The 23,084-nt window shown below is 73.6% G+C and carries 22 protein-coding genes and 1 pseudogene; 11 read left to right on the plus strand and 12 right to left on the minus strand.

Annotated features, from left to right (window positions below):
- The 6 genes from aroQ to O2W15_RS21405 form a co-directional block, all read right to left on the minus strand.
- Complete coding sequence (aroQ, locus tag O2W15_RS21380; protein WP_269165014.1) at window positions 1-459, minus strand: type II 3-dehydroquinate dehydratase; 459 nt, start codon at window positions 457-459, stop codon at window positions 1-3.
- Complete coding sequence (locus O2W15_RS21385; RefSeq protein WP_269165013.1) at window positions 456-1,493, minus strand: phosphotriesterase family protein; 1,038 nt, start codon at window positions 1,491-1,493, stop codon at window positions 456-458. Before O2W15_RS21385 ends, aroQ begins: the two co-directional genes overlap by 4 nt.
- Window positions 1,490-2,521 carry a DctP family TRAP transporter solute-binding subunit gene (locus O2W15_RS21390; protein ID WP_269180901.1) on the minus strand — a complete coding sequence of 344 codons (1,032 nt, stop codon included), beginning with the start codon at window positions 2,519-2,521 and terminating at the stop codon, window positions 1,490-1,492. The genes O2W15_RS21385 and O2W15_RS21390 overlap by 4 nt, the downstream gene beginning before the upstream one ends.
- A 71-nt stretch (window positions 2,522-2,592) precedes the next feature.
- Window positions 2,593-3,498, minus strand: coding sequence for a shikimate dehydrogenase (locus O2W15_RS21395; RefSeq protein WP_269180902.1), 906 nt, complete (start codon window positions 3,496-3,498; stop codon window positions 2,593-2,595).
- Window positions 3,495-4,769, minus strand: a complete 1,275-nt coding sequence (locus O2W15_RS21400) for a TRAP transporter large permease (protein WP_269180903.1) — start codon at window positions 4,767-4,769, stop codon at window positions 3,495-3,497. The genes O2W15_RS21395 and O2W15_RS21400 overlap by 4 nt, the downstream gene beginning before the upstream one ends.
- A complete protein-coding gene (locus tag O2W15_RS21405) occupies window positions 4,766-5,251 on the minus strand; it encodes a TRAP transporter small permease (protein ID WP_269180904.1) in 486 nt (161 codons plus the stop codon). Before O2W15_RS21405 ends, O2W15_RS21400 begins: the two co-directional genes overlap by 4 nt.
- Before the next feature lie 179 nt (window positions 5,252-5,430).
- On the opposite strand from O2W15_RS21405, the gene O2W15_RS21410 reads away from it, so the two are divergent.
- Complete coding sequence (locus O2W15_RS21410; protein WP_269165008.1) at window positions 5,431-6,435, plus strand: LacI family DNA-binding transcriptional regulator; 1,005 nt, start codon at window positions 5,431-5,433, stop codon at window positions 6,433-6,435.
- 21 nt (window positions 6,436-6,456) lie between these two features.
- Here O2W15_RS21410 and O2W15_RS21415 read toward each other — a convergent pair whose 3' ends face one another.
- Both O2W15_RS21415 and O2W15_RS21420 read right to left on the minus strand, forming a co-directional pair.
- Complete coding sequence (locus O2W15_RS21415; RefSeq protein ID WP_269181058.1) at window positions 6,457-7,314, minus strand: DUF2332 domain-containing protein; 858 nt, start codon at window positions 7,312-7,314, stop codon at window positions 6,457-6,459.
- Window positions 7,311-8,150 carry a helix-turn-helix domain-containing protein gene (locus O2W15_RS21420; RefSeq protein WP_269165007.1) on the minus strand — a complete coding sequence of 280 codons (840 nt, stop codon included), beginning with the start codon at window positions 8,148-8,150 and terminating at the stop codon, window positions 7,311-7,313. Before O2W15_RS21420 ends, O2W15_RS21415 begins: the two co-directional genes overlap by 4 nt.
- Window positions 8,151-8,276: 126 nt before the next feature.
- Between O2W15_RS21420 and O2W15_RS21425 the strand changes: the two genes are divergently transcribed.
- Entirely contained in the window at window positions 8,277-9,020 is a 744-nt protein-coding gene (locus O2W15_RS21425; RefSeq protein ID WP_269165006.1) for an SDR family oxidoreductase, read from the plus strand.
- 12 nt (window positions 9,021-9,032) lie between these two features.
- Here the strand turns inward: O2W15_RS21425 and O2W15_RS21430 are convergent, their stop codons facing one another.
- The gene (locus O2W15_RS21430) at window positions 9,033-10,394 is read right to left on the minus strand and encodes an amidase family protein (RefSeq protein ID WP_269180905.1); all 1,362 of its coding nucleotides are present in this window, start codon (window positions 10,392-10,394) and stop codon (window positions 9,033-9,035) included.
- A gap of 10 nt (window positions 10,395-10,404) precedes the next feature.
- Between O2W15_RS21430 and O2W15_RS21435 the strand changes: the two genes are divergently transcribed.
- The 3 genes from O2W15_RS21435 (at window position 10,405) to O2W15_RS21445 (ending at window position 12,910) form a co-directional block, all read left to right on the plus strand.
- Window positions 10,405-11,121, plus strand: coding sequence for a hypothetical protein (locus tag O2W15_RS21435; RefSeq protein WP_269180906.1), 717 nt, complete (start codon window positions 10,405-10,407; stop codon window positions 11,119-11,121).
- Window positions 11,122-11,235: 114 nt separating this feature from the next.
- Window positions 11,236-12,513, plus strand: a complete 1,278-nt coding sequence (locus tag O2W15_RS21440; RefSeq protein ID WP_269180907.1) for a HupE/UreJ family protein — start codon at window positions 11,236-11,238, stop codon at window positions 12,511-12,513.
- A 109-nt stretch (window positions 12,514-12,622) separates the two neighbouring features.
- Window positions 12,623-12,910: a hypothetical protein gene (locus tag O2W15_RS21445; protein WP_269180908.1), complete on the plus strand. Its 288-nt coding sequence runs from the start codon at window positions 12,623-12,625 to the stop codon at window positions 12,908-12,910.
- On the opposite strand, the pseudogene O2W15_RS21450 reads toward O2W15_RS21445, so the two are convergent.
- The 3 genes and pseudogenes from O2W15_RS21450 to O2W15_RS21460 form a co-directional block, all read right to left on the minus strand.
- Window positions 12,832-13,371, minus strand: a pseudogene (locus O2W15_RS21450) (SDR family NAD(P)-dependent oxidoreductase); the annotation flags it as partial. The gene O2W15_RS21445 and the pseudogene O2W15_RS21450 sit on opposite strands and share 79 nt — an antisense overlap.
- On the minus strand, window positions 13,368-14,306 hold the full coding sequence (locus O2W15_RS21455) for an alpha/beta fold hydrolase (RefSeq protein WP_269165001.1): 939 nt from the start codon (window positions 14,304-14,306) through the stop codon (window positions 13,368-13,370). The pseudogene O2W15_RS21450 and the gene O2W15_RS21455, both read right to left, overlap by 4 nt.
- Window positions 14,303-15,796 carry a flavin-containing monooxygenase gene (locus O2W15_RS21460; RefSeq protein ID WP_269180909.1) on the minus strand — a complete coding sequence of 498 codons (1,494 nt, stop codon included), beginning with the start codon at window positions 15,794-15,796 and terminating at the stop codon, window positions 14,303-14,305. Before O2W15_RS21460 ends, O2W15_RS21455 begins: the two co-directional genes overlap by 4 nt.
- A gap of 111 nt (window positions 15,797-15,907) precedes the next feature.
- On the opposite strand from O2W15_RS21460, the gene O2W15_RS21465 reads away from it, so the two are divergent.
- From O2W15_RS21465 to ppsA, 6 genes are all read left to right on the plus strand, one after another.
- Window positions 15,908-17,140: a PucR family transcriptional regulator gene (locus tag O2W15_RS21465; RefSeq protein WP_269180910.1), complete on the plus strand. Its 1,233-nt coding sequence runs from the start codon at window positions 15,908-15,910 to the stop codon at window positions 17,138-17,140.
- 53 nt (window positions 17,141-17,193) lie between these two features.
- Window positions 17,194-17,976, plus strand: coding sequence for an ABC transporter ATP-binding protein (locus O2W15_RS21470; protein WP_269180911.1), 783 nt, complete (start codon window positions 17,194-17,196; stop codon window positions 17,974-17,976).
- The gene (locus O2W15_RS21475) at window positions 17,973-18,734 is read left to right on the plus strand and encodes an ABC transporter permease (protein WP_269180912.1); all 762 of its coding nucleotides are present in this window, start codon (window positions 17,973-17,975) and stop codon (window positions 18,732-18,734) included. The genes O2W15_RS21470 and O2W15_RS21475 overlap by 4 nt, the downstream gene beginning before the upstream one ends.
- Before the next feature lie 30 nt (window positions 18,735-18,764).
- On the plus strand, window positions 18,765-19,538 hold the full coding sequence (locus O2W15_RS21480; RefSeq protein WP_269164996.1) for a MerR family transcriptional regulator: 774 nt from the start codon (window positions 18,765-18,767) through the stop codon (window positions 19,536-19,538).
- A gap of 178 nt (window positions 19,539-19,716) precedes the next feature.
- Complete coding sequence (locus O2W15_RS21485) at window positions 19,717-20,622, plus strand: pyruvate, water dikinase regulatory protein (protein ID WP_269180913.1); 906 nt, start codon at window positions 19,717-19,719, stop codon at window positions 20,620-20,622.
- The gene (gene ppsA, locus O2W15_RS21490; protein WP_269180914.1) at window positions 20,619-23,039 is read left to right on the plus strand and encodes a phosphoenolpyruvate synthase; all 2,421 of its coding nucleotides are present in this window, start codon (window positions 20,619-20,621) and stop codon (window positions 23,037-23,039) included. Before O2W15_RS21485 ends, ppsA begins: the two co-directional genes overlap by 4 nt.
- The last annotated feature ends 45 nt before the right edge of the window (window positions 23,040-23,084 follow it).

Here is a 23,084-nt window from a genome sequence, read left to right on the forward strand (position 1 = left end):
TCAGCGGGGCTGTCGGGCCAGCTCGGCGAGGCCGGTCAGCGCCAGGGGGTAGCCGAGGACGCCGAGCCCGACGACGACTCCCCGGGCCACCGGGGAGATGTGGGAGTGGTGCCGGAACTGCTCGCGGGCGTGCACGTTCGAGATGTGCACCTCGACCACCGGCAGCTCCACCCCCTCGATCGCGTCCCGCAGGGCGATGGAGGTGTGCGCGTGGGCGCCCGGGTTGTAGACGGCGCCGATGGCCTGGCCGTCCCGGACGCGCCGGCCCCACTCGTGCACCCAGTCGATGAGCTGACCCTCGTGGTTGGACTGCCGGAACTCCACGTCCAGCCCCAGCTCGGCCGCCCGCACCCGGCACAGCTGCTCGACGTCGGCCAGTGTCGCCGAGCCGTACACCTCCGGCTTGCGGGTGCCGAGCAGGTCCAGGTTCGGGCCGTTCAGCACGAGCACCGAGCTCATGACGTCCTCCTCGGGTGCGGCGTGAGCAGTCGGGCCGGGTTGACCACCGTCATCTGGTGGACGTCGTCCTCGGTGGCCCCGCCGGCGAGCAGCATCGGGACCACCCGGGTCGGGATGTTCTCGAAGCGCCAGTGCGGTGCGCGGGCGGCGCGCCACGACGGTGGCGTGACGCGGCTGAAGCAGGCCGCGTCGTGCGAGAGCACCATCCGGTCGGCGTACCCGAGCCGCAGCAGCGCCAGCACGGTGGCGACCCGGCGCTCGTCGGGCAGGACGTGCTCCATGCCGAACCGGTCCATGCCGATGGTCGAGCCGGCGTCCATCAGCACCCGGAGGTAGGTCAGGTCCTCGGTGTCCCCGGAGTGGCCGATGACCACGCGGTCGAGCGGCACGCCGCGCTTCCGCAGGAACGCCTGCTGGTCCAGCCCGTTGCGCAGCGCCGGCCGGCTGTGCGTGGTGATCGGGACGCCGGTCTGCAGGGCGGCCACCGCGGCGGCGGTCATCACCCGGGCGACGTCCTCGGTGATGCCCTCCTCGTCGGTGACGACCTTGAGCATCCCGGCCCGCACGCCGGTGCCGGCGATGCCCTCCTCGATGTCGTGCAGGAAGAACTCGATGAGCGGGTCGGGGCCGTCGACCAGCAGCCCCGGCCCGTGGGTGCGGAAGAAGGGTGGCAGCACGTCGGCGGTGTAGTAGCCGGTCGAGGCGATCAGGTGCACCGGGGCGCGTTCGGCCACGGGCAGCAGCCGGGCGACGTCCCGGCCGAGGCCCAGAACGGTCAGGTCGACCACCGTGCGGACGCCGAGGTCGCGCAACCGGGTCAGGGCGGTGACGGCCCGGTCGACGGCGGTGTCCGGCTCCCACTCCGGGTGCGGGTGGTTGAGGTCGAGCTCCGGGCTGCCGACGAAGACGTGTTCGTGCACCAGGGTCGACCCGAGCTGCTCGGGGTGCACCGGGCCGCGGAAGGTCTGCACCACCGCCCCGGGGCGCTCCTGCGCGGAGTCGCCCCGGGGGTGGGTGCGGAGAGCGTCGGTCACTCGGCCGAGTCGCGGATGGCCTCGTAGACGCTGAGCTGCTCCTCGCTCAGGTTGGCCCGCAGGTACTCCTCGGCCTGGGTGCGGAAGGCGTCGACGTCCACGTCCTCCACGACCTCGAACTCGCCGCCGGAGGTCCACTCGTCGAGGACCTGCTGCTCGTCCTCCGCGACGCACTCGGGCACCTGCTCGACGGCTGCCGCGACCGCGGCGTCGAGCGCCTCCCGCTGCTCGTCGGACAGCTCCTCGACCCCCGGGCCGGCGATGACCAGGTTGGAGTTCTCCTGGTGGGCGGACAGGCTCAGGTAGTCCTGCACCTCGCCGAGGTTCTGCGCGTCGATGTTGACGATCGGGTTCTCCTGACCGTCGACGATGCCCTGCTGCAGAGCCAGGTACAGCTCCTCGTAGGCCACCTCGGTCGGGTCCGCGCCCAGGGCGCGGGCGTTCATCAGGTACTGCGGCGAGTTGGGGAACCGCATCCGCAGGCCCTCCAGGTCGGCGGGCTCGCGGATCGCCTGGCCGGCGGTGAAGTGCCGCGCGCCTGCGGACCAGGCACCGAGCACGCTGGCACCGGTGGAGTCGGCGAACCCCTGGGTCAGCTCGTCGGAGGCGTCGCTGCCGAAGAACCGGGCGAGGTGCTCGCCGTCGTCGAAGGCGTAGGCCGCGTCGACGACGCTCATCGGCTCGTGGACCGCCCCGAGCGCCGAGGCGCCCTGGATGTCGAGGTCGATGTCACCGGAGATCACCGACTGGATGCGGTCGGCGTCACCACCGAGCTGGCTGCTCGGGAAGAGCTCCACAGTCACGCCGACGTCGGCGGCCTCGACCTCGTCGGCGATGACCTGCGCACCGCAGCGGTGCTGCGGCTGGGCCTCGGTGTAGCTGTGCGCGAGCGTCAGCTCCACCTCGCCGCCGCCACCGCCGGAGTCCCCGCCGCCCGCGTCGTCGCCGCCACAGGCGGTGGCGAGCAGGAGCGGGAGCAGGGCGGAGGCCGCGAGGAACGGGCGCTTGGGGAGGGGACGGTTGGGCATGGTCTTTCCCTTCGTTGGGATCACGTGCTCGGTCGGTGCTGGTGGAGCGGTCCTGCAGGGGTGGGGTCGGGTCAGGCGTCGATCTCGGCGGCGACCAGCTGGTCGAAGTCGGCGAACATGGCCGGTCGCGCCGCGGCCCGGCCGAGGAACAGCTCGAAGGAGTCGGCCGCCTGGTTGACGGCCATCCCGGCACCGGTCATCACCCGGCACCCGCGGGCGGTCGCCTCCCGCACGAGCTGGGTCAGCAGCGGGCGGTAGACGATGTCGGCGACCCAGAGGTCGGCGCGCAGCAGGTCGACGGGCACCGGGGTGCCGGGGTGGGCCGCCATCCCCATCGGGGTGGCGTTGACCAGGCCCGAGGCGTCGGCGAGCAGGCCCGGCAGCTCCTCCGGCGGGAAGACCGCCGCCGGCACCTGGCTGCCGGCTGCCGCCAGCCCGCCGATCAGCTGCTCGGCCCGTACCGCGTCGCGGTCCACCACCGACAGCTGCTGGACGCCCTGGCTGACGAGGGCGTGCGCGACGGCGCCCCCCGCACCGCCCGCCCCGATCAGGACGACCCGTTCGAGCGGGACCCCGGGCAGCCCGGCCTGCAGGGCGGCGCCGAAGCCGGTCACGTCGGTGTTGTGACCCCGGGTGCGCCCGTCCTCGATCACGATCGTGTTGATCGCGCCGATGGCGGCGGCCTCCGGAGCCAGCTCGTCGACCAGCGGCGCCATCACCTGCTTGACCGGGTGGGTGACGTTGAGCCCGTCGAAGCCGAGCTCGACCGCGGCGCGCAGCAGGCTCCGCAGGTGGTCGGGCTGCAGGGCGTCGTCCGGCAGCTCGACGGTCTTGTAGGTGTAGCGCAGGCCCTGCCGGGCGCCCTCCCGCTCGTGCAGCTCGGGGGAGAGCGACGGCCCGATGCCCTGACCGAGGAGCCCGGCGAGGAAGGACCGGCGCGGAGCGGGGGCGCCCGTCTGCGGTGGCGAGTCGGTCACAGGCCCAGCACCCCCGGCAGCCAGAGGACGGCGTCGGGGAAGGCGATGATCAGGCCGAGGATCACGACGAGCGGGACCATGAACGGCAGGCAGCCGCGGAAGACCTCGCTGACCTTCGTCTCGGCCACCGAGCTGAGGACGTAGAGCACGGTGCCGACCGGTGGGGTCAGCAGCCCGATCATCAACGCGACGATCATCAGCACGCCGAGCACGATCGGGTCGACCCCGAAGCTGGCGCTGATCGGCAGCAGGATCGGCACCACCAGCACCAGGACGGCGGTCGGGTCCACCACCGTGCCCAGGACGAGCATCAGGATCGCGGTCATCAGCAGGAAGACCGTGGCGTTCTCGGTGAACCCGAAGACGTTCTCGGCCAGCAGCTGGGGAACCCGCTCGCGGGCGAGGATGTAGCCGAGCAGCGACGCGGAGGAGACGATCAGCATGATCGCCCCGGTCGTCGTCACGGTCTCGGTGAGCACCTTGGGCAGTTCCCGGACCTTCAGGCTCCGGTAGGCCAGGCAGAGCACCAGCATGTAGGCGACGCCGACGGCGGCCGCCTCGGTGGGCGTGAAGAAGCCGCCCAGGATGCCGCCCAGGATGATCACCGGGGCGAGGATCGGGCCGATCACCCGTCGTCCGGTGACGACCAGCTGGCGCATCGAGAAGTCGGTCCGGACGATGTCGGGCTGCTTCCGCACCAGGAAGAAGACGACGACGCACAGGCCGAAGGCCATCAGCAGCGCCGGCACGACGGAGGCGGCGAACAGCCCACCGGTCGAGACCGCGGCCAGCCCGGCGAAGATGACCGCGGGGATGCTCGGCGGCATCACCGGGGCGATCAGCGAGGCCGCGCCGGTGACGCCCAGCCCGAAGCGGAGCGGGTAACCGTTGCGCACCATGGCCGGGATCTGGATCTTCCCCAGGGCGGCGGCGTCGGCCACGGCCGAGCCGCTCATCCAGGAGAACCCGAGGCTGACGCCGACGCTCACGTAGCCCAGCCCGCCGCGCACCCGGCCCAGCAGCGCCAGGGCGAAGTCGAAGAGCCGGTCGGCGATGCCGCCCCGGTTGGCGATGACGCCGAGCAGGATGAACAGCGGCACGGCCAGCAGCGGGAAGCTCGCCGTCGCGTTGACGATCAGCCGCAGGCTGAGGCCGAGGGACTGCCCGGTCAGCAGCATGTAGGCCAGCGAGGGGCCGAGGAAGGCGAACGCCACCGGGACGCGGACGAAGAGCAGGGCGACGATCGCGAGGGTCAGCAGCAGGAGGCTCATGCCGGCCGCACCTCCGTCGTCCCGACCGGAGCCGGCACGCCGCGGACGGCGAAGACCACCGCGGCCACGGCGCCCCGGACGGCGGTGCTGAGGAAGCCGAGGAAGGGGAAGAGGTACAGGAAGGTCAGCGGCATGCGCAGGGACGGCGACTTGAGCTGCCCCTGCGAGGACATCAGCTCCCACGCCTCGGCCGCGAAGCCGGCGCCGATGACAGCGACGATCGCACTGGCCAGGACCCGCACGAAGCGGACGACCTTCGGGTTCTTCACGTTGTCGACCAGCTGCAGCGCGATGTGGGAGTCGGTGGTGACGAGCACCCCGGCCACCGTGAACGTGACCCACACCAGGCAGAACCGCGCCAGCTCGCCGGTCCACGACCAGCCGCCGACCGGCAGGTAGCGCTGGGCGGCCTGCACGAGCACGAGCAGGAACAGCACCGCCAGCGCCGTCGCGGCCAGCCCGAGCTCCACCTTCGTGATCACCGAGATCCACGCCGGTCTGCGCCGGGCGGTGGTCCCTCCGTGAGCTCCGGTCATCGCCAACCTCTCTCTGCCCTTGTGCTGCCCGTCACAGCACCGGGGGACCGTACGAAGCCGTCAGGTGCCACGGCAAACGGTTGCCATTTGTTGCCATGCCCTCGTAACCTGACCGTGATGTGCAGATGAGGAGCTCGACGATCTACGACGTCGCCCAGGCCGCCGGCGTCGCGACCTCCACGGTGTCGCGGGCCTTCAGCAACCCCGACCGGGTCGGGGCGGCGACCCGGGAGCACGTCCTCGAGGTGGCCCGCCGGCTCGGGTACCAGCCCAACCCGCACGCCCGGGCGCTGGTGTCCCGCCGGACCCGGACCGTGGCGATGGTGGTCTCCGACATCACGAACCCGCACTTCTTCGAGCTCATCCGGGGCGCGGAGATGCGGGCCAAGGCCTCCGGCTACACGCTCGTGCTGGTCAACGCGGAGGAGTCGCCGCGGATCGAGCTCGAGCAGATCCACCGGCTGACCCGGTCGGTCGACGGCTTCCTGCTCGCCGCCAGCCGTCAGCCGGAGGAGGACCTGCTGCAGCTGGCGGCCAGCCACCGGGTGGTCGTGGTCAACCGCCGGGTGCCCGGTCTGGCCAGCGTCGTCCTGGAGCACGCCGAGGGGTGCCGGCAGATGGTCGGCCACCTGGCGTCCCTCGGGCACAGCTCGGTCGTCTACCTCGCCGGCCCGCGGAGCTCGTGGATGGCGGCGAGCCGCTGGGCGGCCATCCGCGGGGCCGCGGCGGAGCTGGGTCTGCGCGCGCAGCGGATGGGCCCCTTCGCCCCCACCGTGGCGAGCGGGGGCGCGGCCGCCGATGCGGCGCTGACCACCGGCGCGACGGCGGCCATCGCGCACAACGACCTGCTGGCCATCGGGGTCCTGCGGCGGCTGGCGGACCGCGGTGTCCAGGTGCCGGCGGACGTGAGCGTGGTCGGGTTCGACGACATCTTCGCCGCCGACCTGTGCACGCCGACCCTGACCACGCTCGGCGGTGCGCACGCCGACGTCGGGCGTGCGGCGGTGGAGATCCTGCTGAACTCGATGGAGCAGCCCCGGGACCACGCCCCGGAACTGGTCGTGCCCTCGGAGCTCATCCTGCGCAGGTCGACGGGCAGCCCAGGTCGCAGCGCCGGACCTGCCCGCTGACCTGGCCGAGCACGCCTCGCGTCACGGTGTCGGCGACCCGGCAGGGGCCAGCCAGGACAGCAGGCGGCCGCGGGACCAGCAGCGGCCGACGGCCTCGGCCCGCAGCGTCGACTGCTCGACCAGGGCCAGGCCGATGATGCTGTGGCCGGACGCGCGGCGGTCGCCGAGGGTCGGGACCGCCGGCGCGACCCCGACCCCCTCGGCGGAGACCCACGCCACCGGGCGACCGGCCGCCGCGTCGTCGAGCCGGTGCAGGAAGCGCAGGCGCTGCTCCAGCGGCAGCTGCGACAGCGCCCACGTCGTGGTGACCACCGCCAGGGCGTCGGCGGGCACCCGGGCGACGGCCTCGGGGAGCAGCTCGACGGGGTCGCCGCGCAGCAGGAGCGGTGGGGCCGTCGCCGCCAGCGCCAGCTCCACGTCGAGCCTCGCAGCCTGCTCCGGCTGACCCGGCGCCAGGCAGGCGTGCAGCCGGCGGACGACGGCGGCGTCGGTGACGTCGAGCGGATCGCGATCGATGCCGATCCGGGCGACGACGTCGGGGATCGCCCGTGCCGGGAGCCGCCGGTCTCCGCGGAGCAACGCCGACAGCTGCACGGGGGACGAGGGGTCGCCCAGCACCTGGCCGTTGCCGTACGTGAGGCCCACCCGGTCGACCTGGAGGTCCAGCCCGGGCGAGCAGCCCACGTCGACCAGGCCGACAGCAGCTGCGCCCACCCGGTGCGCCGCCTCGGCGATCGCCGGGTACAGCACGGCGCAGCGGGCGGTCTCGAACGTCTGAGTCCGCCGGCGCACGTCGATGCTCACCTCGTCGGTCATCCGGAGCAGCGTGTCACCCGCCGCGCCGGGGGCAGCATCGCCGTCCCCGTCGGGTGGTGTCAGCGCTCGCGCACTCCCTGCTCCCGGTCGGCGGCGAGCGTGCCGAGCAGCCGGACGGCGTCCGCGTCGGTGGAGCCGGGCTCGGCGAGGTAGACGACGAGCTGCTGCCCCGGGGAGCTGCGGACGTCGAGGGTCTGCATCCGCAGGGTCAGCCGGCCCACGTCGGGGTGCAGGAACGTCTTGACCTCCGCGCTCTTCCCCCGCGCCTCCTGCCGGGCCCAGATGCGGGCGAAGTCGGGGCTCTGGTCGGTCAGGTGGCGGACGAGGTGCCGGGCACGCGGATCACCGGGCACCGCCCCGGACTGCAGCCGGAAGCCGGCGACGGTGTTGACCGCCGCCCGCGACCAGTCGGCGTAGAACCGCCGGGCGGCCGGGTCGAGGAACACGTTGAGCAGCAGGTTGTCCGAGTGGGTGAACGGCGCGAGGAGCACCGCGCCCAGTCGGTTGCGGGCCAGCACGTCGTAGGTGCGGCCGAGCACGAACGCGGGGTTCTCCGGCCAGGCGTCCATGAGCTGCACGAGGTCGGGGTCGACGCGCTCCGGGGACGGGTCGGTGACCGGCCGGGGTGCGATGTCGGCCAGCCGGTAGAGGTGCAGCCGGGCGTCGTCGTCGAGCAGCAGCACGCCGCTGAGCGCGTCCAGCACCTGCACCGACGGGCGCCGCTCGCGGCCCTGCTCCAGCCGGACGTAGTAGTCGACGCTCACCCCCGCCAGCAGCGCGACCTCCTCGCGCCGCAGCCCCGGCACCCGACGGTTCAGCCCCGGCGCGAGGGCCACCTGCGCGGGCGTGACCAGCGCGCGGTGCGCGCGGAGGAACTCACCCAGCTCGCCTGCTGACATGCCCTCGACCGTAGGGCCCGCGGAACGCGCCCGGGTGGGTGCCGTGCACCCAGGAGGACCGCGGCACCCCGGAGCCGATCGCGCCGGACGACGGTGAAGCCACACCCCAGACGCAGGAGGAACACCATGACCACCACCACCCCGGTCGCCGCGCGGGTCGTGCTCGTCACCGGCGCCAGCAGCGGCATCGGCGCGGCGACCACCCGGCGGCTCGCTGCCGAGGGACACCTCGTCGTCGCAGCCGCGCGCCGCACCGAGCGGCTCACCCAGCTGTCCACCGAGTGCGCCGCGACCGGCGGCCGGGTCGAGCCGCTGGAGCTCGACGTCACCGACCGGGCGGCGACGGCCGCAGCGGTCGCGGGCATCGTCGACCGGCACGGCCGGCTGGACGTCCTGGTCGCCAACGCCGGGCTGATGCCGCTGTCCCGGCTTGACGCGCTGCTCGTCGACGAGTGGGACCGGATGATCGACGTCAACGTCCGCGGCCTGCTGTACGGCATCGCTGCGGTCCTCCCGCACTTCCAGCGGCAGGGCAGTGGCCACCTGGTCACCCTCGCCTCGATCGGCGCGCACGCGGTGTCGCCGACGGCCGCGGTCTACTGCGGCACGAAGTACGCGGCCTGGGCGATCACCGAGGGGCTGCGCCAGGAGGCCGACCCGAGCATCCGGGTCACCACGATCACCCCGGGCGTGACCGAGTCCGAGCTCGCCGGCACCATCTCCGACCCCGGGGCCCAGGAGCTGATGCGCAGCTACCGGGCGAACGCCATCCCGGCCGACGCCGTGGCCGGCGCGATCTCCTACGCGCTCGCCCAGCCCGCGGAGGTCGACGTCAACGAGATCGTCCTCCGCCCGGCGGCGCAGCGGTGAGCACGCGGCTGCTCAGCTGACCGTGGCCCGGCCACGGTCCAGGGCGGCCTCGACCAGCCGGGCGCTGGCCAGCAGGGCGGCGTCCTCGCCGGGCAGGGCCTCCAGCGAGATCCCGATCGGGAGGCCGGCGCGCGTCGTCCCGGCCGGCAGGGAGATGGCGGGCATGCCCGCGGTCGAGCCGGGCCCGGTGTTCCGGATGGTGGTCAGGAAGACCGGCACCTGATGCCCGTTGAGCTCGGTCGTGTCGTCGTCCCCCAGTGGGGGAGGGGGCAGGGGCACGGTGGGGTAGACGAGCGCGTCCAGCCGCTGGACGCCGGCGGGCTGGAGGGCCGCGGCGTAGGCGGCGCGCAGCCGGTCGCGGGTGGCCATCGCCTCCCGGTAGACCTCCTCGGTGACGACCCCGCTCAACACGGCCTCGAGCGCACCCCGGACGTCCGGCGACGCCACCTGCGCCAGCACGTCGGCCAGCGTGAGCCCGCTCTCCGGGCCGGGCAGCGTCGCCAGGTAGGCCGGCAGGTCCTGCGCGATCTCGAAGAAGACGATCGGGAAGCCGCACTCCGCGTCCAGCGTGTGCCCGCCGACGACCTGGACCTCGACCAGCTCGACGCCGGCGGCGGCCAGGCGGTCGAGCGCCTCCTCGGTGCAGCGGGCGACCTCCGGGTGGAGGTCGTCGTAGAAGCCCTCCCGGGGGACGCCCAGCCGCAGCGGGCGGCCGGACGCCGCCGCGGCGGGCTCGCCGGTCACGACCTCGTCGACGAGCGCCGCGTCGGCGACCGAGGTGGCGAGCACGCCCGCGGTGTCCCGGGTGCGGGAGATCGGGACGGTCCGGCCGGTGCCCCAGCGACCGGTCGTGGGACGCCACCCCACGACCCCGCAGTGCGCCGCCGGCACCCGCAGCGACCCGCCGGTGTCGGTGCCCAGGGCGATGGGCACGACCCCGGTCGCCACCGCGACGGCGGACCCGCCCGAGGAGCCCCCGGCCGAGCGGGTCGGGTCGTGCGGGTTGCGCACCGGCCCGAAGGCCGCGTTGTTGCTGGTGATGCCGAGGGCGAGCTCGTGCAGGTTCGTCTTGCCGATCACGGCCGCGCCGGCCTCGCGCAGTCGTGCCAAGGCGTGGTGGTCCCGCCCCGGCCGGGAGTCCCGGAGGGCCGGCGTCCCGCCGGTGGTGGGCAGGTCGCGGGTGTCCAGGTTGTCCTTGACCGCGAGCGGGACACCGGCCAGCAGCCCCTCGCCCGGCTGCGGGTGCTCGGCGAGGGAGAGGAAGACGCCGAGCTCCGCGACCTCCCGGGCCCGCTGCCCGCTGGCCGCGACCACCGCCTCGGCCGAAGACGCGATGACCTGCTGACGCACCTGGTCCAGCGACGAGGACTCCACATACGGGATCGTGGCACGTCCCGCCGCTGTCAGCCCCTGCACGCCGGTCGGGTGCGGGGTCCCGGGATCAGGCGTCCAGGCCGGAGTACGTCGGCGTCGCCTCCTCGCCGTCCCAGGTGACCCGGAACTCGAAGGCCGCCTCGAGGTCGGCGAGGTACTGGTCGGCCTCTTCCTGGGTGATCGTGCCGTCGGCCAGCAGCGTGTCGATCGCCACGCCGTACTTCGCGACCATGCCGTCGATGAGCTCCTGCGGGTTGACGCCGAGGTCCTCGGCGACCTCGGCCAGGCCCTGCCCGGCGTCCATCCGGACGTGCAGTTCCTCGTGGGAGATGCCGAGCACCTCGTCGAGGACGTCCTCCACCGGCTGGTGACCGCGGTGCAGGTCGAGGCCGGGGTCGCCGTAGGCGTCCTGGACGAGCTCGACGAGCTGCTCCTCCGTGGTCACCGAGGAGACGTCGACGGACCCGCCGGGGCCACCCTGACCGCCGCCTGGCATCCCGCCGCCAAAGCCGGTCGTCTCGGACGTCGAGTCGGTGGAGGTGGTCGACTCCGTGGAGGTGGTCGACGTGCTGGCGGCGGCCGAGTCGTCGGCGGTCCCGCAGGCGGCCAGCGGGAGGGCGAGGGAGACGGAGAGGGCCAGGGCGGCGACGGTCGTGCGGATCTTCACGGTGGAGTCCTGTCGGTCGGGTCGTCGGAGGACGACCGGGGGATGTGCCGACCACGCTGACCCCCGGGGCTCTGTGCGCCACGTGCGCTGCCTGTGCGCTTCCTGAGCACTGCCTGGACGGATGCACACGACGTCCTCAGCCACCGCACAGCCGGCCCGGCCACGGTGGACACCATGACGACGCGTCCCACCCGTGCCCTGGCCGTCACCGCCCTGACCGGGGTGCTGACCGGTGGTCTGGCCCTGCTCACCGCGGGCACCGCCCAGGCGCACAGCCTCACCAGCAGCACCCTGGCCGTGCGGGTCGGCGAGGAGTCCGTCGAGGCGACCGTCTCCGTCGCCGCCGACACCCTCGACACGGTGCTCGGCGGCCCGGCGACCGATGCGGAGGTGGCCGGCTACCTCGCCGAGCACCTGACCGTCACCGGCAGCGACGGCAGCACCTGGCCCGAGACCTGGTCCTCGGTGGTGCGCGAGACGGTGGAGGGCATCGACTCCTACCGCGTCGACGTCGTGCTGGACCCCGGCGGCGCCGACCCGTCCGCGTTCACCCTCGGCTACGACGGCGTCATCGCCGCCGACGCCTCGCACGAGGCGGTGGTCGTGCTGACCGACGCCGCCGGGGAGATCTCGACGGCGGGCGTGCTCACCGCCACCGACGACACCCTCACCGTCGGCGACCCCGGGGCCCTGGGCACCGGACTGACCGACATGGTCGGGTACGGGCTGCACCACGTGCTGGAGGGCGCCGACCACCTGCTGTTCCTGCTCACCCTGCTCCTGGTCGCACCGGTGGCCGCCGTCGCCGGCCGGTGGCGCCGGCGGGACGGGATGCGGCCCACCGCACGCTCGGTGCTGGCCGTGGTCACCGCCTTCACCGTCGGGCACTCGCTGACCCTGCTGGCCTCGGCGCTGGGCTGGGTGACCGCGCCCAGCGCGCCGGTCGAAGTGCTGATCGCGGTGTCGGTGGGGGTCGCCGCCGTGCACGCGCTGCGCCCGCTGGCCCGCCGCGGCGAGGTGCTGGTGGCCGGGGGGTTCGGTCTGGTGCACGGGCTGGCGTTCGCCGGCATCCTCACCGACCTGGGGCTGGGCGGGGTGACCTCGGTGCCCGCGCTGCTGGCGTTCAACGTCGGTGTGGAGCTGGCCCAGCTGCTCACCGTCGCGCTGGTCTTCCCCTCGCTGTACCTGCTCTCCCGCACCCGCTGGTACCCCGCCGTCCGCACCACCGGCGCGCTCATCGCGCTGGTGGCCGCCACGACCTGGGCGCTGGACCGGCTGGGCTGGCTGGCCGACCCGCTGGCCGGGGTGGAGGAGACGCTGATCGCGAACCCGTGGTGGGTCGTCGCCGCCCTGGCCCTCCTGGCCCTGGTCGCTCGCACGACCGAACCGTCGGTGCCGGAGCACGACGCCACCCGGACGACCGACCGTCCCGCCCTCGCCCGGCTCGGGTGAGGGACCGAGGCCCGAGCAGGCCCGGAGCGCGCGCCGCTGGACCAGGGCCGCCAGCCGCGGGTAGCTGGCGGGGAGCAGCCGCACCAGCAGGTCGACGACCTTCGCGTCGGTGCCGACCAGCACCCGCGCCCGGCCCGCTTCGACGCCGTCGACGATGATCCGGGCCGCCTGCTCGGCGGGCATCCGGAGCAGCTTCTCGTCGTACATCCGCGCCCGCGCCTCGTCCTCCGGCGTGACCAGACCGTGCTGCCGGGAGTGCTCCAGCGCCGCCTTCGAGATGTCGGTGCGCACGCCACCGGGGTGGACGACGGTCACCCGCACCGGGTGCCCGGCGAGCAGCATCTCGCTGCGCAGCGCCTCGGTGAACCCGCGGACGGCGAACTTGCTCGCGCTGTAGGCGTTGATCGACGCCTGGCCCATGATCCCGTTCAGGCTGGACACGTTCACCACGTGCCCGTCGCCGGAGGCCACCAGGTGGGGGAGGAACGCCTTGGTGCCGTGCAGGACGCCGAAGAGGTTGATGCCCAGGATGCGGTCGTAGTCGGCCCACTCGCTCTCCAGCACCGTGCTGCCGCCCGCGACCCCGGCGTTGTTGTAGACCTGGTGCACGACGCCGAAGTGGCCGGCCACCGTGGCCGCGTGCGCCAGCACCGCGCCCCGGTCGGCGACGTCGAGGACGGCGCTGTGCACCTCCGCACCCAGCGCCCGCGCGCGGGCTGCGGTCTCGGTCGCCCGGGCCTCGTCGATGTCGGACACCGCCACCCGGGCACCCCGCCGGGCCAGTTCGAGGGCCAGCTGCCGGCCGATGCCGGAACCGGCGCCGGTGACGACGGCGACCTTGCCCTGCACGCTGCTCATCGGGGGTCTCCTGTCGGGGACAGCGGCGCCAGCGGGGCGCCGGTGCTGCGGGCGAGGTCGGTGGTGAGGTCGACGAGCTGGTCGACGACGCCGGGGGCCAGGTGGTGCCCCAGGTCGGGGAGCTCGACGAACCGGGAGCCGGGGACGGCGGCCGCGGTGGCCCGGCCGCCGCTCGGGTGCACCATCCGGTCGGCCGACCCGTGCACGACGAGGGTGGGGGCGGTGATCCGCCGCAGCTCCGCCGTCCGGTCGCCGGAGGCCTGGATCGCGCTGATCTGCCGCGGCACACCGGCCCGGGCGCGCACGCCGCCGCCCCGCTCCCACAGCCCCAGCGCCCACGCCCGCTCGAGGTCGTCGTCGGGCAGGGCGGTGGGGGAGCCGATGTGCCGCAGCAGGGACAGGTGACGCTCGACCGACTCCTCGACCGTGCGCGCCGGCGCCTGGGCCAGCCGCGCCAGGGTGGAGCGGGCCGGCTGCCCGAGCCGCCGGTTGCCGGTGGTCGAGAAGATCGACGTCAGGCTGGCGACCCGGTCCGGGTGCCGTGCGGCCAGCGTCTGGGCGATCATGCCGCCCATCGACATGCCGACCAGGTGGGCGCGGTCGACGTCCAGGTGCTCCAGCAGCCCGTGGGTGTCCGCCGCCATGTCCGCGAGGTCGTAGGCGTCCGGCCGTGGCCGGGCCAGCAGCTGGCGCAGCCGCCCCGGAGATCGGGTGCCGCTCGAGCTGGACCGCCCGATGTCGCGGTTGTCGAGGCGGACGACACGGAAGCCGGAGCCGGTGAACCCGTCGACCATCCGCTGCGGCCACGAGGTGAGGTCCAGGCCGAGGCCGGCGATCAGCAGCAGCGGGACGCCGTCGTCCGGGCCGTCGGTGCGGTAGCACAGCCGCGGCCCGGCGGGCAGGTCGACGAACCGGTCCAGGTCCGCGGCGCTCACGCGGCCACCTGCTCGGCCGCGCCGCTGCGGGTGAAGACGAGCTCCGGGTCGACGACGCTGTCGGCCCGGAGCAGCTTGACGTCCGACCGGTAGTCCATCGAGGTCAGCCAGGGCATCCGGTCACCCTGCCGCGGCAGCTGGTGCACCGCCCGCTGGACGTAACCGGCGGCGAAGTCGAGGAACGGTCGGGTGGGCATGTCCGGGTCGCGGGGCTCGGGGCGGACGCTGTCGTACCCGTGCGCGTCCAGGTGGCTGAGCAGCCGGGTGAAGTGCTCGCAGAGCAGCCCGATCTTCAGCGTCCAGGAGCTGTTGGTGTAGCCGACCGCGAAGGCGAGGTTCGGCACGCCGGAGAGCATCATCCCCTTGTAGGCGACGGTCTCGGGCAGCCGCACCTCGTTCCCGTCGACGGTGAACTGCACGCCGCCGAACGCCTGCAGGTTCAGCCCGGTGGCGGTGACGATCACGTCGGCCGGCAGCTCCCGGCCCGACGCCAGCAGCACCCCGGTCTCGGTGAAGGTGACGATCCGGTCGGTGACGACCTCGGCGCGGTCCTCGCGGATCGCGCGGAACAGGTCGCCGTCCGGGACGGCGCACAGCCGCTGGTCCCACGGGCCGTACGGCGGGTTGAAGTGCTCGTCGACCGGATAGCCCTCGGGGAGCTGCTTGGCGTTGACCCAGCGGATGAGCTTCCGGGCCCGCTCCGGGTGCCGCTGGCAGAACTGCCAGACCAGCCGGCCCTTGGCGATGTTCTTGCGGCGGATCAGCGGGTGGGCACGCTCCTCGCCCAGCACCCGGCGCAGCCGGTTGGCCAGCTTGTCCTCGGCCGGGACCGGCATGACGTAGCTGGGCGTGCGCTGCAGCATGGTGACGGACGCCGCCGTCTCGGCCAGCGCCGGGACGAGGGTGACCGCGGTGGCCCCGCTGCCGATGACGACGACGCGCTTGCCCGCGGTGTCCAGGTCCTCGGGCCAGTGCTGCGGGTGCACGAGTTGGCCGGTGAACCTCTCCCGTCCCTCGAAGTGTGGGGTGAAGCCCTCGTCGTAGCGGTAGTAGCCGCCGGCGACGAACAGCCAGCCACAGGTGAGCGCGGTCCGCTCGCCGGTGTCGGTGCGCTCCACCTCGACGGTCCACCGCGCCTGCTCGGACGACCACGACGCGGCGACCACCCGGGAGTGGAAGCGCACATGGCCGTCGATGCCGTGCTCGGCCGCCGTGCCGCGCAGGTAGTCGAGGATCCGGTCGGCGCCGGCGATGGACTGCGGGTCCCGCCACGGCGCGAACTCGTAGCCGAAGGTGTGCAGGTCGGAGTCCGAACGGATGCCCGGGTACCGGAACAGGTCCCAGGTGCCGCCGGTCGCGTCGCGCGCCTCCAGCAGCGCGAAGCTGCGCTGCGGGTGGTCGCGCTGCAGGTAGTACGCGGCGCCGATGCCGGAGAGACCGGCACCCACGATCAGGACGTCGAGGTGCTCGACGGGAGTCGGGGTGCTCATGCTCTCTCCAGCTCAGCAGGGGACGGCGCTGTCTCGACCTTCTGTGACCCGAGGGCGTTCTGCCAGCACGATCAGCACCACGGTCACGGGGGAGTGGTGCACGATGAACCGGTGACCCCGGAGTGGCCCACCCCGTCGCCGGCCGTCCGGGAGCTCTTCCGACGCGGCGCGGAGCTCGCCCTCGATCCCCGGGCCGAGTGGGTCGCCGAGATGCACACCGCGGCGTTGAGCGGGTCCGGGATGCGCCCGGTCGCCGAGGACCCGGTGCTCGCCGAGGGGGCCCGGCGGGCCAACCGCGCCAACCTGCTGCGCTGGGCCGCGGCCAACGTGCAGCGCCCCGGGGAGCGGGTGCCGGTCGACCTGGGGCCCGAGGTGCTGGAGGGGGCCCGGGACCTGGTCCGGCGCGGGCTGGACCACCGGGGCCTGGACGCCTACCGCACCGCGCAGGCGGTCGCCTGGCGCCGGTGGATGGACATCTGCTTCCAGCTCACCTCCGACACCGCCGAGCTGCGCGAGCTGCTGGACGTCTCGGCGCGGTCCATCAGCGCGTTCATCGACGACACCGTGGCCGCGGTGTCCGCCCGGATGGCCGCCGAGCGCGCCGAGCTGACCCGCGGTGCGCACGCCGAGCGCCGGGCCACGGTCTCGCTGCTGCTGGAGGGGGCGCCGCTCGCCCGGGCCCGGGCCGAGGTGCAGCTGGGCTACGGCCTGACCGGGCCGCACACCGCCGTCATCGTCTGGAGCGGGTCCGGCAGTGCCGGTTCGGTCCAGCTGGAGGCGGCGGCCGAGGCGGCGATGCGGGCCGCTGGTGCCGCCGGGCGGCTGACCGTCGTGGCCGGAGCGGCCGCGCTGTGGGTGTGGCTGCCGGTCGGCCGGGCGCCCGAGGCGGACTCGGTGGCCGCCGGGCTGGCCGACGCCCCCGACGTCCGGGTGGCCGTGGGGCGGCCGGGGGTCGACGTCGAGGGGTTCCGGCGCAGCCACCTGGACGCGGTGACCACCCAGCAGATGCTCGACCGGCTGACCTCGCCGCAACAGGTCGCCCGCTACGAGGACGTGCAGCTGGTCGCGCTGCTCACCAGCGATCCCGCCCGGGTGGAGGAGTTCCTGACCGACACCCTCGGCGGCCTCCTCGGCGCCGATGCGGTCACCCGCGAGACGGTGCTGGTCTACCTCCGCGAGCTCGGCAACGCCTCGCGGACGGCGGCGCGGCTGTACACCCACCGGAACACCGTGCTCCGCCGGCTGGCCCGGGCCGAGGACCTGCTGCCGCGGCCCCTGGCGGAGAACGCCGTCGCCGTCGCCGCGGCGCTGGAGGTGCTGCGCTGGCGCGGTGCCCGGCCGTGACGTGCGAGACCGGGCTTGACCTTGACGCAGGGTCAGGGCTGGACGCTCCCGCCATGACCACCACACCAGCCATCGAGCTCACCGGGCTCACCAAGTCCTACGGCGACCACGCGGTGCTCTCCGGCGTCGACCTGAGCGTCGCCCCCGGCACCGTCCTCGCCCTGCTGGGCGCCAACGGCTCCGGCAAGACCACCACGGTGAAGATCCTGTCCACGCTGCTCCGGGCCGACGGCGGCACGGCGACCGTCCACGGGCACGACGTCGCGACCGCGCCCGGCGAGGTCCGCGCGTCGATCAGCCTGACCGGGCAGTTCGCCGCCGTCGACGAGGTGCTCACCGGGCGGGAGAACCTGGTGCTCGTCGCGGAGCTGCGCCACCTCGACGACGCCGGCGGCATCGCCGACCAGCTGCTCGCCCGCTTCGAGCTGACCGACGCGGCCGGACGCCGGGTGGCGACCTGGTCGGGCGGGATGCGCCGCCGCCTCGACATCGCGATGAGCCTGATCGGCGACCCACCCGTGCTCTTCCTGGACGAACCGACGACGGGGCTGGACCCGCAGTCGCGGATCGAGGTCTGGACGACGGTCCGCGAGCTCGTCGCTCGAGGCAGGACGGTGCTGCTCACCACCCAGTACCTGGACGAGGCCGAGCACCTCGCCGACCGGATCGCGGTCCTGCACCAGGGGCGGATCATCGCCGAGGGCACCCTCGCCGAGCTCCAGCAGCTGCTGCCGCCGGCCGAGGTCGAGTACGTGCAGAAGCAGCCGACCCTGGAGGACGTCTTCCTGGCGATCGTCGGCCAGGACGGCGCCAGCGAGAAGGGGGCCGACCGATGACCGCCGCCGTCCTCCGGGACACCGCGACCCTGTCGAAGCGGTCGCTGCGCCACGTCCTGCGCAGCCCGGACACGATCATCACCACGGCCGTCACGCCGATCGCCATGCTGCTGCTGTTCGTCTACGTCTTCGGTTCCGCCATCGACGTCGGCGAGGGCCGGTACGTCGACTACCTGCTGCCCGGGATCCTGCTCATCACCGTCGCCTCCGGGATCGCCTACACCGCCTTCCGGCTCTTCACCGACGTCTCCGGCGGGCTCTTCGAGCGGTTCCGGTCCATGCCGATCGCCCGGTCGGCGGTGCTCTGGGCGCACGTGCTCACCTCGGTCGTCGCCAACCTGCTCGCGCTCGCGCTCGTCGTCCTGGTCGCCGTGGCGATGGGGTTCCGGACCGGTGCGGGCGTGCTCGCCTGGCTCGCCGTCCTCGGGATCCTGGTGCTGTTCACCCTGGCGCTGACCTGGCTGGCCGTGGTCCCCGGGCTGACCGCGAGGTCGGTCGACGGCGTCAGCGGGTTCTCCTACCCCCTGGTCTTCCTGCCGTTCATCAGCTCGGCGTTCGTCCCGACCGACGGCATGCCGGGCCCGGTGCGCTGGTTCGCCGAGAACCAGCCCGTCACCCCGATCGTGGGCACCATCCGCAGTCTGTTCGCGGAGCAGCCGGTCGGGGACGACGGTCGGCTGGCAGTCGCCTGGTGCGTGGGCCTGCTGCTCGTCGCGTACGCGCTGGCGATGAGCACCTACCGTCGGAAGACCGGCTGACCGGGACGACGGAGGAGGGACCCCGACGCCATGCTGACCATCAGCCAGCTCGCGTCCTACGCGGGCGTGACGGTCCGCGCCGTGCGGCACTACCACGCCAAGGGGCTGCTGCCCGAGCCCGAGCGGGACCACTCCGGCTACCGGCGCTACGACGCCGCGGCCGTCGTGGAGCTGATCAGGATCCGCATCCTGGCCGAGGCCGGCGTGCCGCTGTCCCGGGTGCGCGAGCTGCTGGCCGCAGGGGACGAGGGATTCGCCGAGGCCATCGCGGACATCGACCGTCGGCTGCGAGCCGAGATCCGTGACCGCCAGCGTCATCGGGAGCGGATCTCCCAGCTCGCCGCCGGCGACAGCCTGGCGCTGCCGCCCGAGGCGGTCGCCTACCTCGACCGGATGCACGAGTTCGGGTTCCCGGAGCGGTTGATCGAGATCGAGCGGGACAGCTGGATCCTGCTCGCCGCGCAGCTGCCGGACCAGGTCTCGGCGTTCATGGCGATCAAGCACGCCCAGATCGAGGACGAACCGCTGCGCCGGCTCTACCTCGACATCGGTGACCTCGCCGACTGCGCGGCGGACGACCCGCGGCTGCCGGCGCTCGCGGACCGGGTGGTCGCCTTCCTCGAGGCGGCGGCAGCCCAGTCTGCGGGGATGGCGGAGGACGAGCCGATCAGCGCCGACCTGATCGCGCTCCTCGACGCGGCGTTCGTCGAGGCCTTCCCGTGCGCACCGCGCCTGTTCCAGCTCCTAGAGGCGCGGGGCTTCACCGGCTGGACCGGCATCAGGCGCATCGACCCGGCGGGCTGAGGTCCCGGCCGTGGGTCTGCGGGGACCGTTGCGCGACCGCGCAGGTGCGCGCGGGGCACCCGGCGGGGGATGCTCACCCCGAGCTCGCTCCTCTCTGCAACGACGCGGAAGACCAGAGGTGCCGTATGACGCCTGACCTGCCGGGGCACTGCGCCGGGAACCGCCACCGGGGCGCCCGGTGACCGACGCGGGTCCCGCGGACCGCGACCCGGACGCCGTCGTCCCGGTGTTCTTCCTCTCCGACAGCACCGGGATCAGCGCGGAGACGATGGGCAACGCCCTGCTCATCCAGTTCCCCGACGTGCACTTCGAGCGCACCCTCATCCCGTTCATCTCCTCGGTCGAGGAGGCCCGCGAGGTGGTGGCCCAGCTCGACGAGGCGATGGAGGGGCCGGTCACCCCGCTGGTCTTCACCACCGCCGCGGTCGACGAGGTCCGCGAGGAGCTGCTGCGGACGAAGGCCCCGATCATCGACTTCTTCGGCATCCACATGGACCGGGTGGAGGAGCAGCTGGGCACCCGCGGCCTGCGGGAGGCGCGGCGGCTGCACGGGGTCGGCGACGTCCGGCGCTACAACAGCCGGATGGCGGCGATCGAGTTCGCCATCGAGCACGACGACGGGCTGAGCCCGCGCGGGCTGGACCGGGCCGACGTCGTGCTGCTGGCGCCGTCCCGGTGCGGCAAGACGCCGACCGCGATGTACCTGGCGCTGCAGCACGGCCTCTTCGTGGCCAACTACCCGCTGGTCGACGAGGACCTGGAGACCACCGACCTGCCCCGTCCGGTGAAGGGCCTCCGGGAACGGTGCTTCGGGCTGACCACCACGGTGACCAGGCTCAGCCGGGTCCGGCAGGAGCGGCGCCCGGACTCGCGGTACGCGTCCGAGGACCAGTGCCGGTACGAGCTGCGCCGGGCGACGGCGATGTACGAGACCCACTCCCTGCCCACGGTCGACACCTCGGCGGCCTCCGTCGAGGAGATCGCCGCCGTGGTGATCCAGACCCTGGCCCGGCAACGGCGCAGCTCCGGCGTGCCCTCGATGTCCGGCCACGACCTCCGGCGAGGAAGGACCCCCCGACCATGAGCACCGACACCGCACCCGAGGTCCCGGCCGGCAGCACCCCGGACGACGGCGACAACGTCCGCTGGTTCGCCGAGCTCGGGCTCGGCGACCTGGAGGTCGTGGGCGGGAAGAACGCCTCGCTCGGCGAGATGATCTCCCACCTCGCCGACGCCGGGGTCAGCGTCCCGGACGGCTTCGCGACCACGGCCGCGGCCTACCAGCGCTTCCTCGGCGACACCGGGCTGGCCGCCCGGATCGCCGACCGGCTGCGCACGCTGGACACCGACGACGTCCGGGCGCTCTCCGCCGCCGGCACCGAGATCCGCCGGGAGGTGGTCGACCAGCCGTTCCCGCCGGCGCTGGAGGCCGACATCCGGGCCGCGTACGAGCGGCTCGCCGGGGACGACGCGGAGGCCTCCTTCGCGGTGCGCTCCAGCGCCACCGCCGAGGACCTGCCCGACGCCTCCTTCGCCGGCCAGCAGGAGACCTTCCTCAACGTGCGCGGCATCGACGCCGTCCTGCAGGCGGTCCGCGAGGTCTACGCCTCCCTCTACAACGACCGGGCGATCGCCTACCGGGTGCACCACGGCTTCGACCACGAGTCGGTGTCGCTGTCGGCGGGCGTGCAGCGGATGGTCCGCTCGGACGTCGGGGCGTCGGGCGTGCTGTTCACCATGGACACCGAGTCCGGCTTCCGGGACGCCGTCTTCATCACCTCGGCCTACGGGCTGGGGGAGGGCGTGGTGCAGGGGGCGGTCAACCCCGACGAGTTCTACGTCTACAAGCCCGCCCTGCGCGCCGGCCGCCCGGCCGTGCTCAAGCGCGGCGTGGGGGAGAAGGCCACCAAGATGGTCTACACCGCGCACGCCGAGGTCGGCCGGACGACGGAGTTCGTCGACGTCGACCCCGCCGACCGCCGGAAGCTGTCCCTCACCGACGACGAGGTCCTCGAACTGGCCCGCCAGGCGCTGAAGATCGAGGAGCACTACGGCCGGCCGATGGACATCGAGTGGGGCAAGGACGGCCGCACCGGGGAGCTGATGATCCTGCAGGCGCGTCCGGAGACGGTGCAGTCCCGCGCCGGGACCACCTCCGAGCGCTACCGGCTCACCGGCACCGGGGACGTCGTGGTCGAGGGGCGGGCGATCGGGCAGAAGATCGGCGCGGGTGCGGTCCGGGTGCTCACCGACATCGACGAGATGGACTCCTTCACCCCCGGCGACGTGCTGGTCGCCGACATGACCGACCCGGACTGGGAACCGATCATGAAGCGGGCCTCGGCGATCGTGACCAACCGCGGCGGCCGCACCTGCCACGCGGCGATCATCGCCCGCGAGCTCGGCATCCCCGCCGTCGTCGGCACCGGCACCGCCACCCGGGCGCTGTCCGACGGCGACCCGGTCACCGTCTCCTGCGCCGAGGGCGACACCGGCCTGGTCTACGCCGGCGAGGTGGGCTTCGAGGTCGCCGAGACCGAGCTGGACGCGATGCCGGAGATCCCCACCAAGATCATGATGAACGTGGGGACGCCGGAGCAGGCCTTCGCCTTCTCCCGGCTGCCGCACGCCGGGGTCGGGCTGGCTCGGCTGGAGTTCATCATCAACCGGCAGATCGGGATCCACCCCCGCGCCCTGCTGGAGCTGGACACCCTGGACGCGCCGCTCAAGGCGGAGATCGAGGAGCGGATCGTCGCCTACCCCTCGGCGCGGGACTTCTTCGTGCAGCGGGTGGCCGAGGGCATCTCGATGATCGCCGCGGCGTTCGCGCCCGAGCCGGTGATCGTGCGGATGAGCGACTTCAAGTCCAACGAGTACGCCAACCTGCTCGGCGGCGAGGCCTACGAGCCGCACGAGGAGAACCCGATGCTCGGCTACCGCGGGGCGTCGCGGTACCTGTCGGCCGACTTCGCCGACTGCTTCGCCATGGAGTGCGAGGCGCTGCGGTACGTGCGCGACGAGATGGGGCTGACCAACGTCAAGATCATGATCCCGTTCGTCCGGACCGTGGCGGAGATCGAGGGCGTGGTCCGGCTGCTCGGCGAGCACGGGCTGCGCCGCGGGGAGAACGACCTGTCGGTGGTGATGATGTGCGAGCTGCCGTCCAACGCGCTGCTGGCGCACGAGTTCCTCGACCACGTCGACGGGTTCTCCATCGGCTCCAACGACATGACCCAGCTGGTGCTCGGCCTGGACCGCGACTCCAGCCTGGTGGCCGGCAGCTTCGACGAGCGCAACCCCGCCGTCCTCGCCGTGCTGGAGATGGCGATCAAGGCCTGCCTGGAGCGCGGCAAGTACGTCGGCATCTGCGGCCAGGGCCCCAGCGACCACCCCGACCTGGCCGAGTGGCTCGTGGCCCAGGGGATCGAGTCGATGTCGCTGAACCCGGACACGGTCGTTGACACCTGGCTGCACCTGGCGAAGACCGCGCGCCCGGCCTGACGGCGGGGCGGCCGGTGCCGTGGGCGCCGGGATGGGGGTGCGGCC

This window comes from Modestobacter sp. VKM Ac-2979 (assembly GCF_026967995.1).
Classification (GTDB): Bacteria; Actinomycetota; Actinomycetes; order Mycobacteriales; family Geodermatophilaceae; genus Modestobacter.

Excerpts from the sequence above, each read along its gene's own strand:
- aroQ (WP_269165014.1), bottom strand. The coding sequence starts at position 459 with ATGAGCTCGGTGCTCGTGCTGAACGGCCCGAACCTGGACCTGCTCGGC.
- O2W15_RS21475 (WP_269180912.1), top strand. The coding sequence starts at position 17,973 with ATGACCGCCGCCGTCCTCCGGGACACCGCGACCCTGTCGAAGCGGTCG.
- O2W15_RS21425 (WP_269165006.1), top strand. The coding sequence starts at position 8,277 with ATGACCACCACCACCCCGGTCGCCGCGCGGGTCGTGCTCGTCACCGGC.
- O2W15_RS21480 (WP_269164996.1), top strand. The coding sequence starts at position 18,765 with ATGCTGACCATCAGCCAGCTCGCGTCCTACGCGGGCGTGACGGTCCGC.
- ppsA (WP_269180914.1), top strand. The coding sequence starts at position 20,619 with ATGAGCACCGACACCGCACCCGAGGTCCCGGCCGGCAGCACCCCGGAC.
- O2W15_RS21420 (WP_269165007.1), bottom strand. The coding sequence starts at position 8,150 with ATGTCAGCAGGCGAGCTGGGTGAGTTCCTCCGCGCGCACCGCGCGCTG.
- O2W15_RS21460 (WP_269180909.1), bottom strand. The coding sequence starts at position 15,796 with ATGAGCACCCCGACTCCCGTCGAGCACCTCGACGTCCTGATCGTGGGT.
- O2W15_RS21440 (WP_269180907.1), top strand. The coding sequence starts at position 11,236 with ATGACGACGCGTCCCACCCGTGCCCTGGCCGTCACCGCCCTGACCGGG.
- O2W15_RS21470 (WP_269180911.1), top strand. The coding sequence starts at position 17,194 with ATGACCACCACACCAGCCATCGAGCTCACCGGGCTCACCAAGTCCTAC.
- O2W15_RS21390 (WP_269180901.1), bottom strand. The coding sequence starts at position 2,521 with ATGCCCAACCGTCCCCTCCCCAAGCGCCCGTTCCTCGCGGCCTCCGCC.
- O2W15_RS21400 (WP_269180903.1), bottom strand. The coding sequence starts at position 4,769 with ATGAGCCTCCTGCTGCTGACCCTCGCGATCGTCGCCCTGCTCTTCGTC.
- O2W15_RS21410 (WP_269165008.1), top strand. The coding sequence starts at position 5,431 with ATGAGGAGCTCGACGATCTACGACGTCGCCCAGGCCGCCGGCGTCGCG.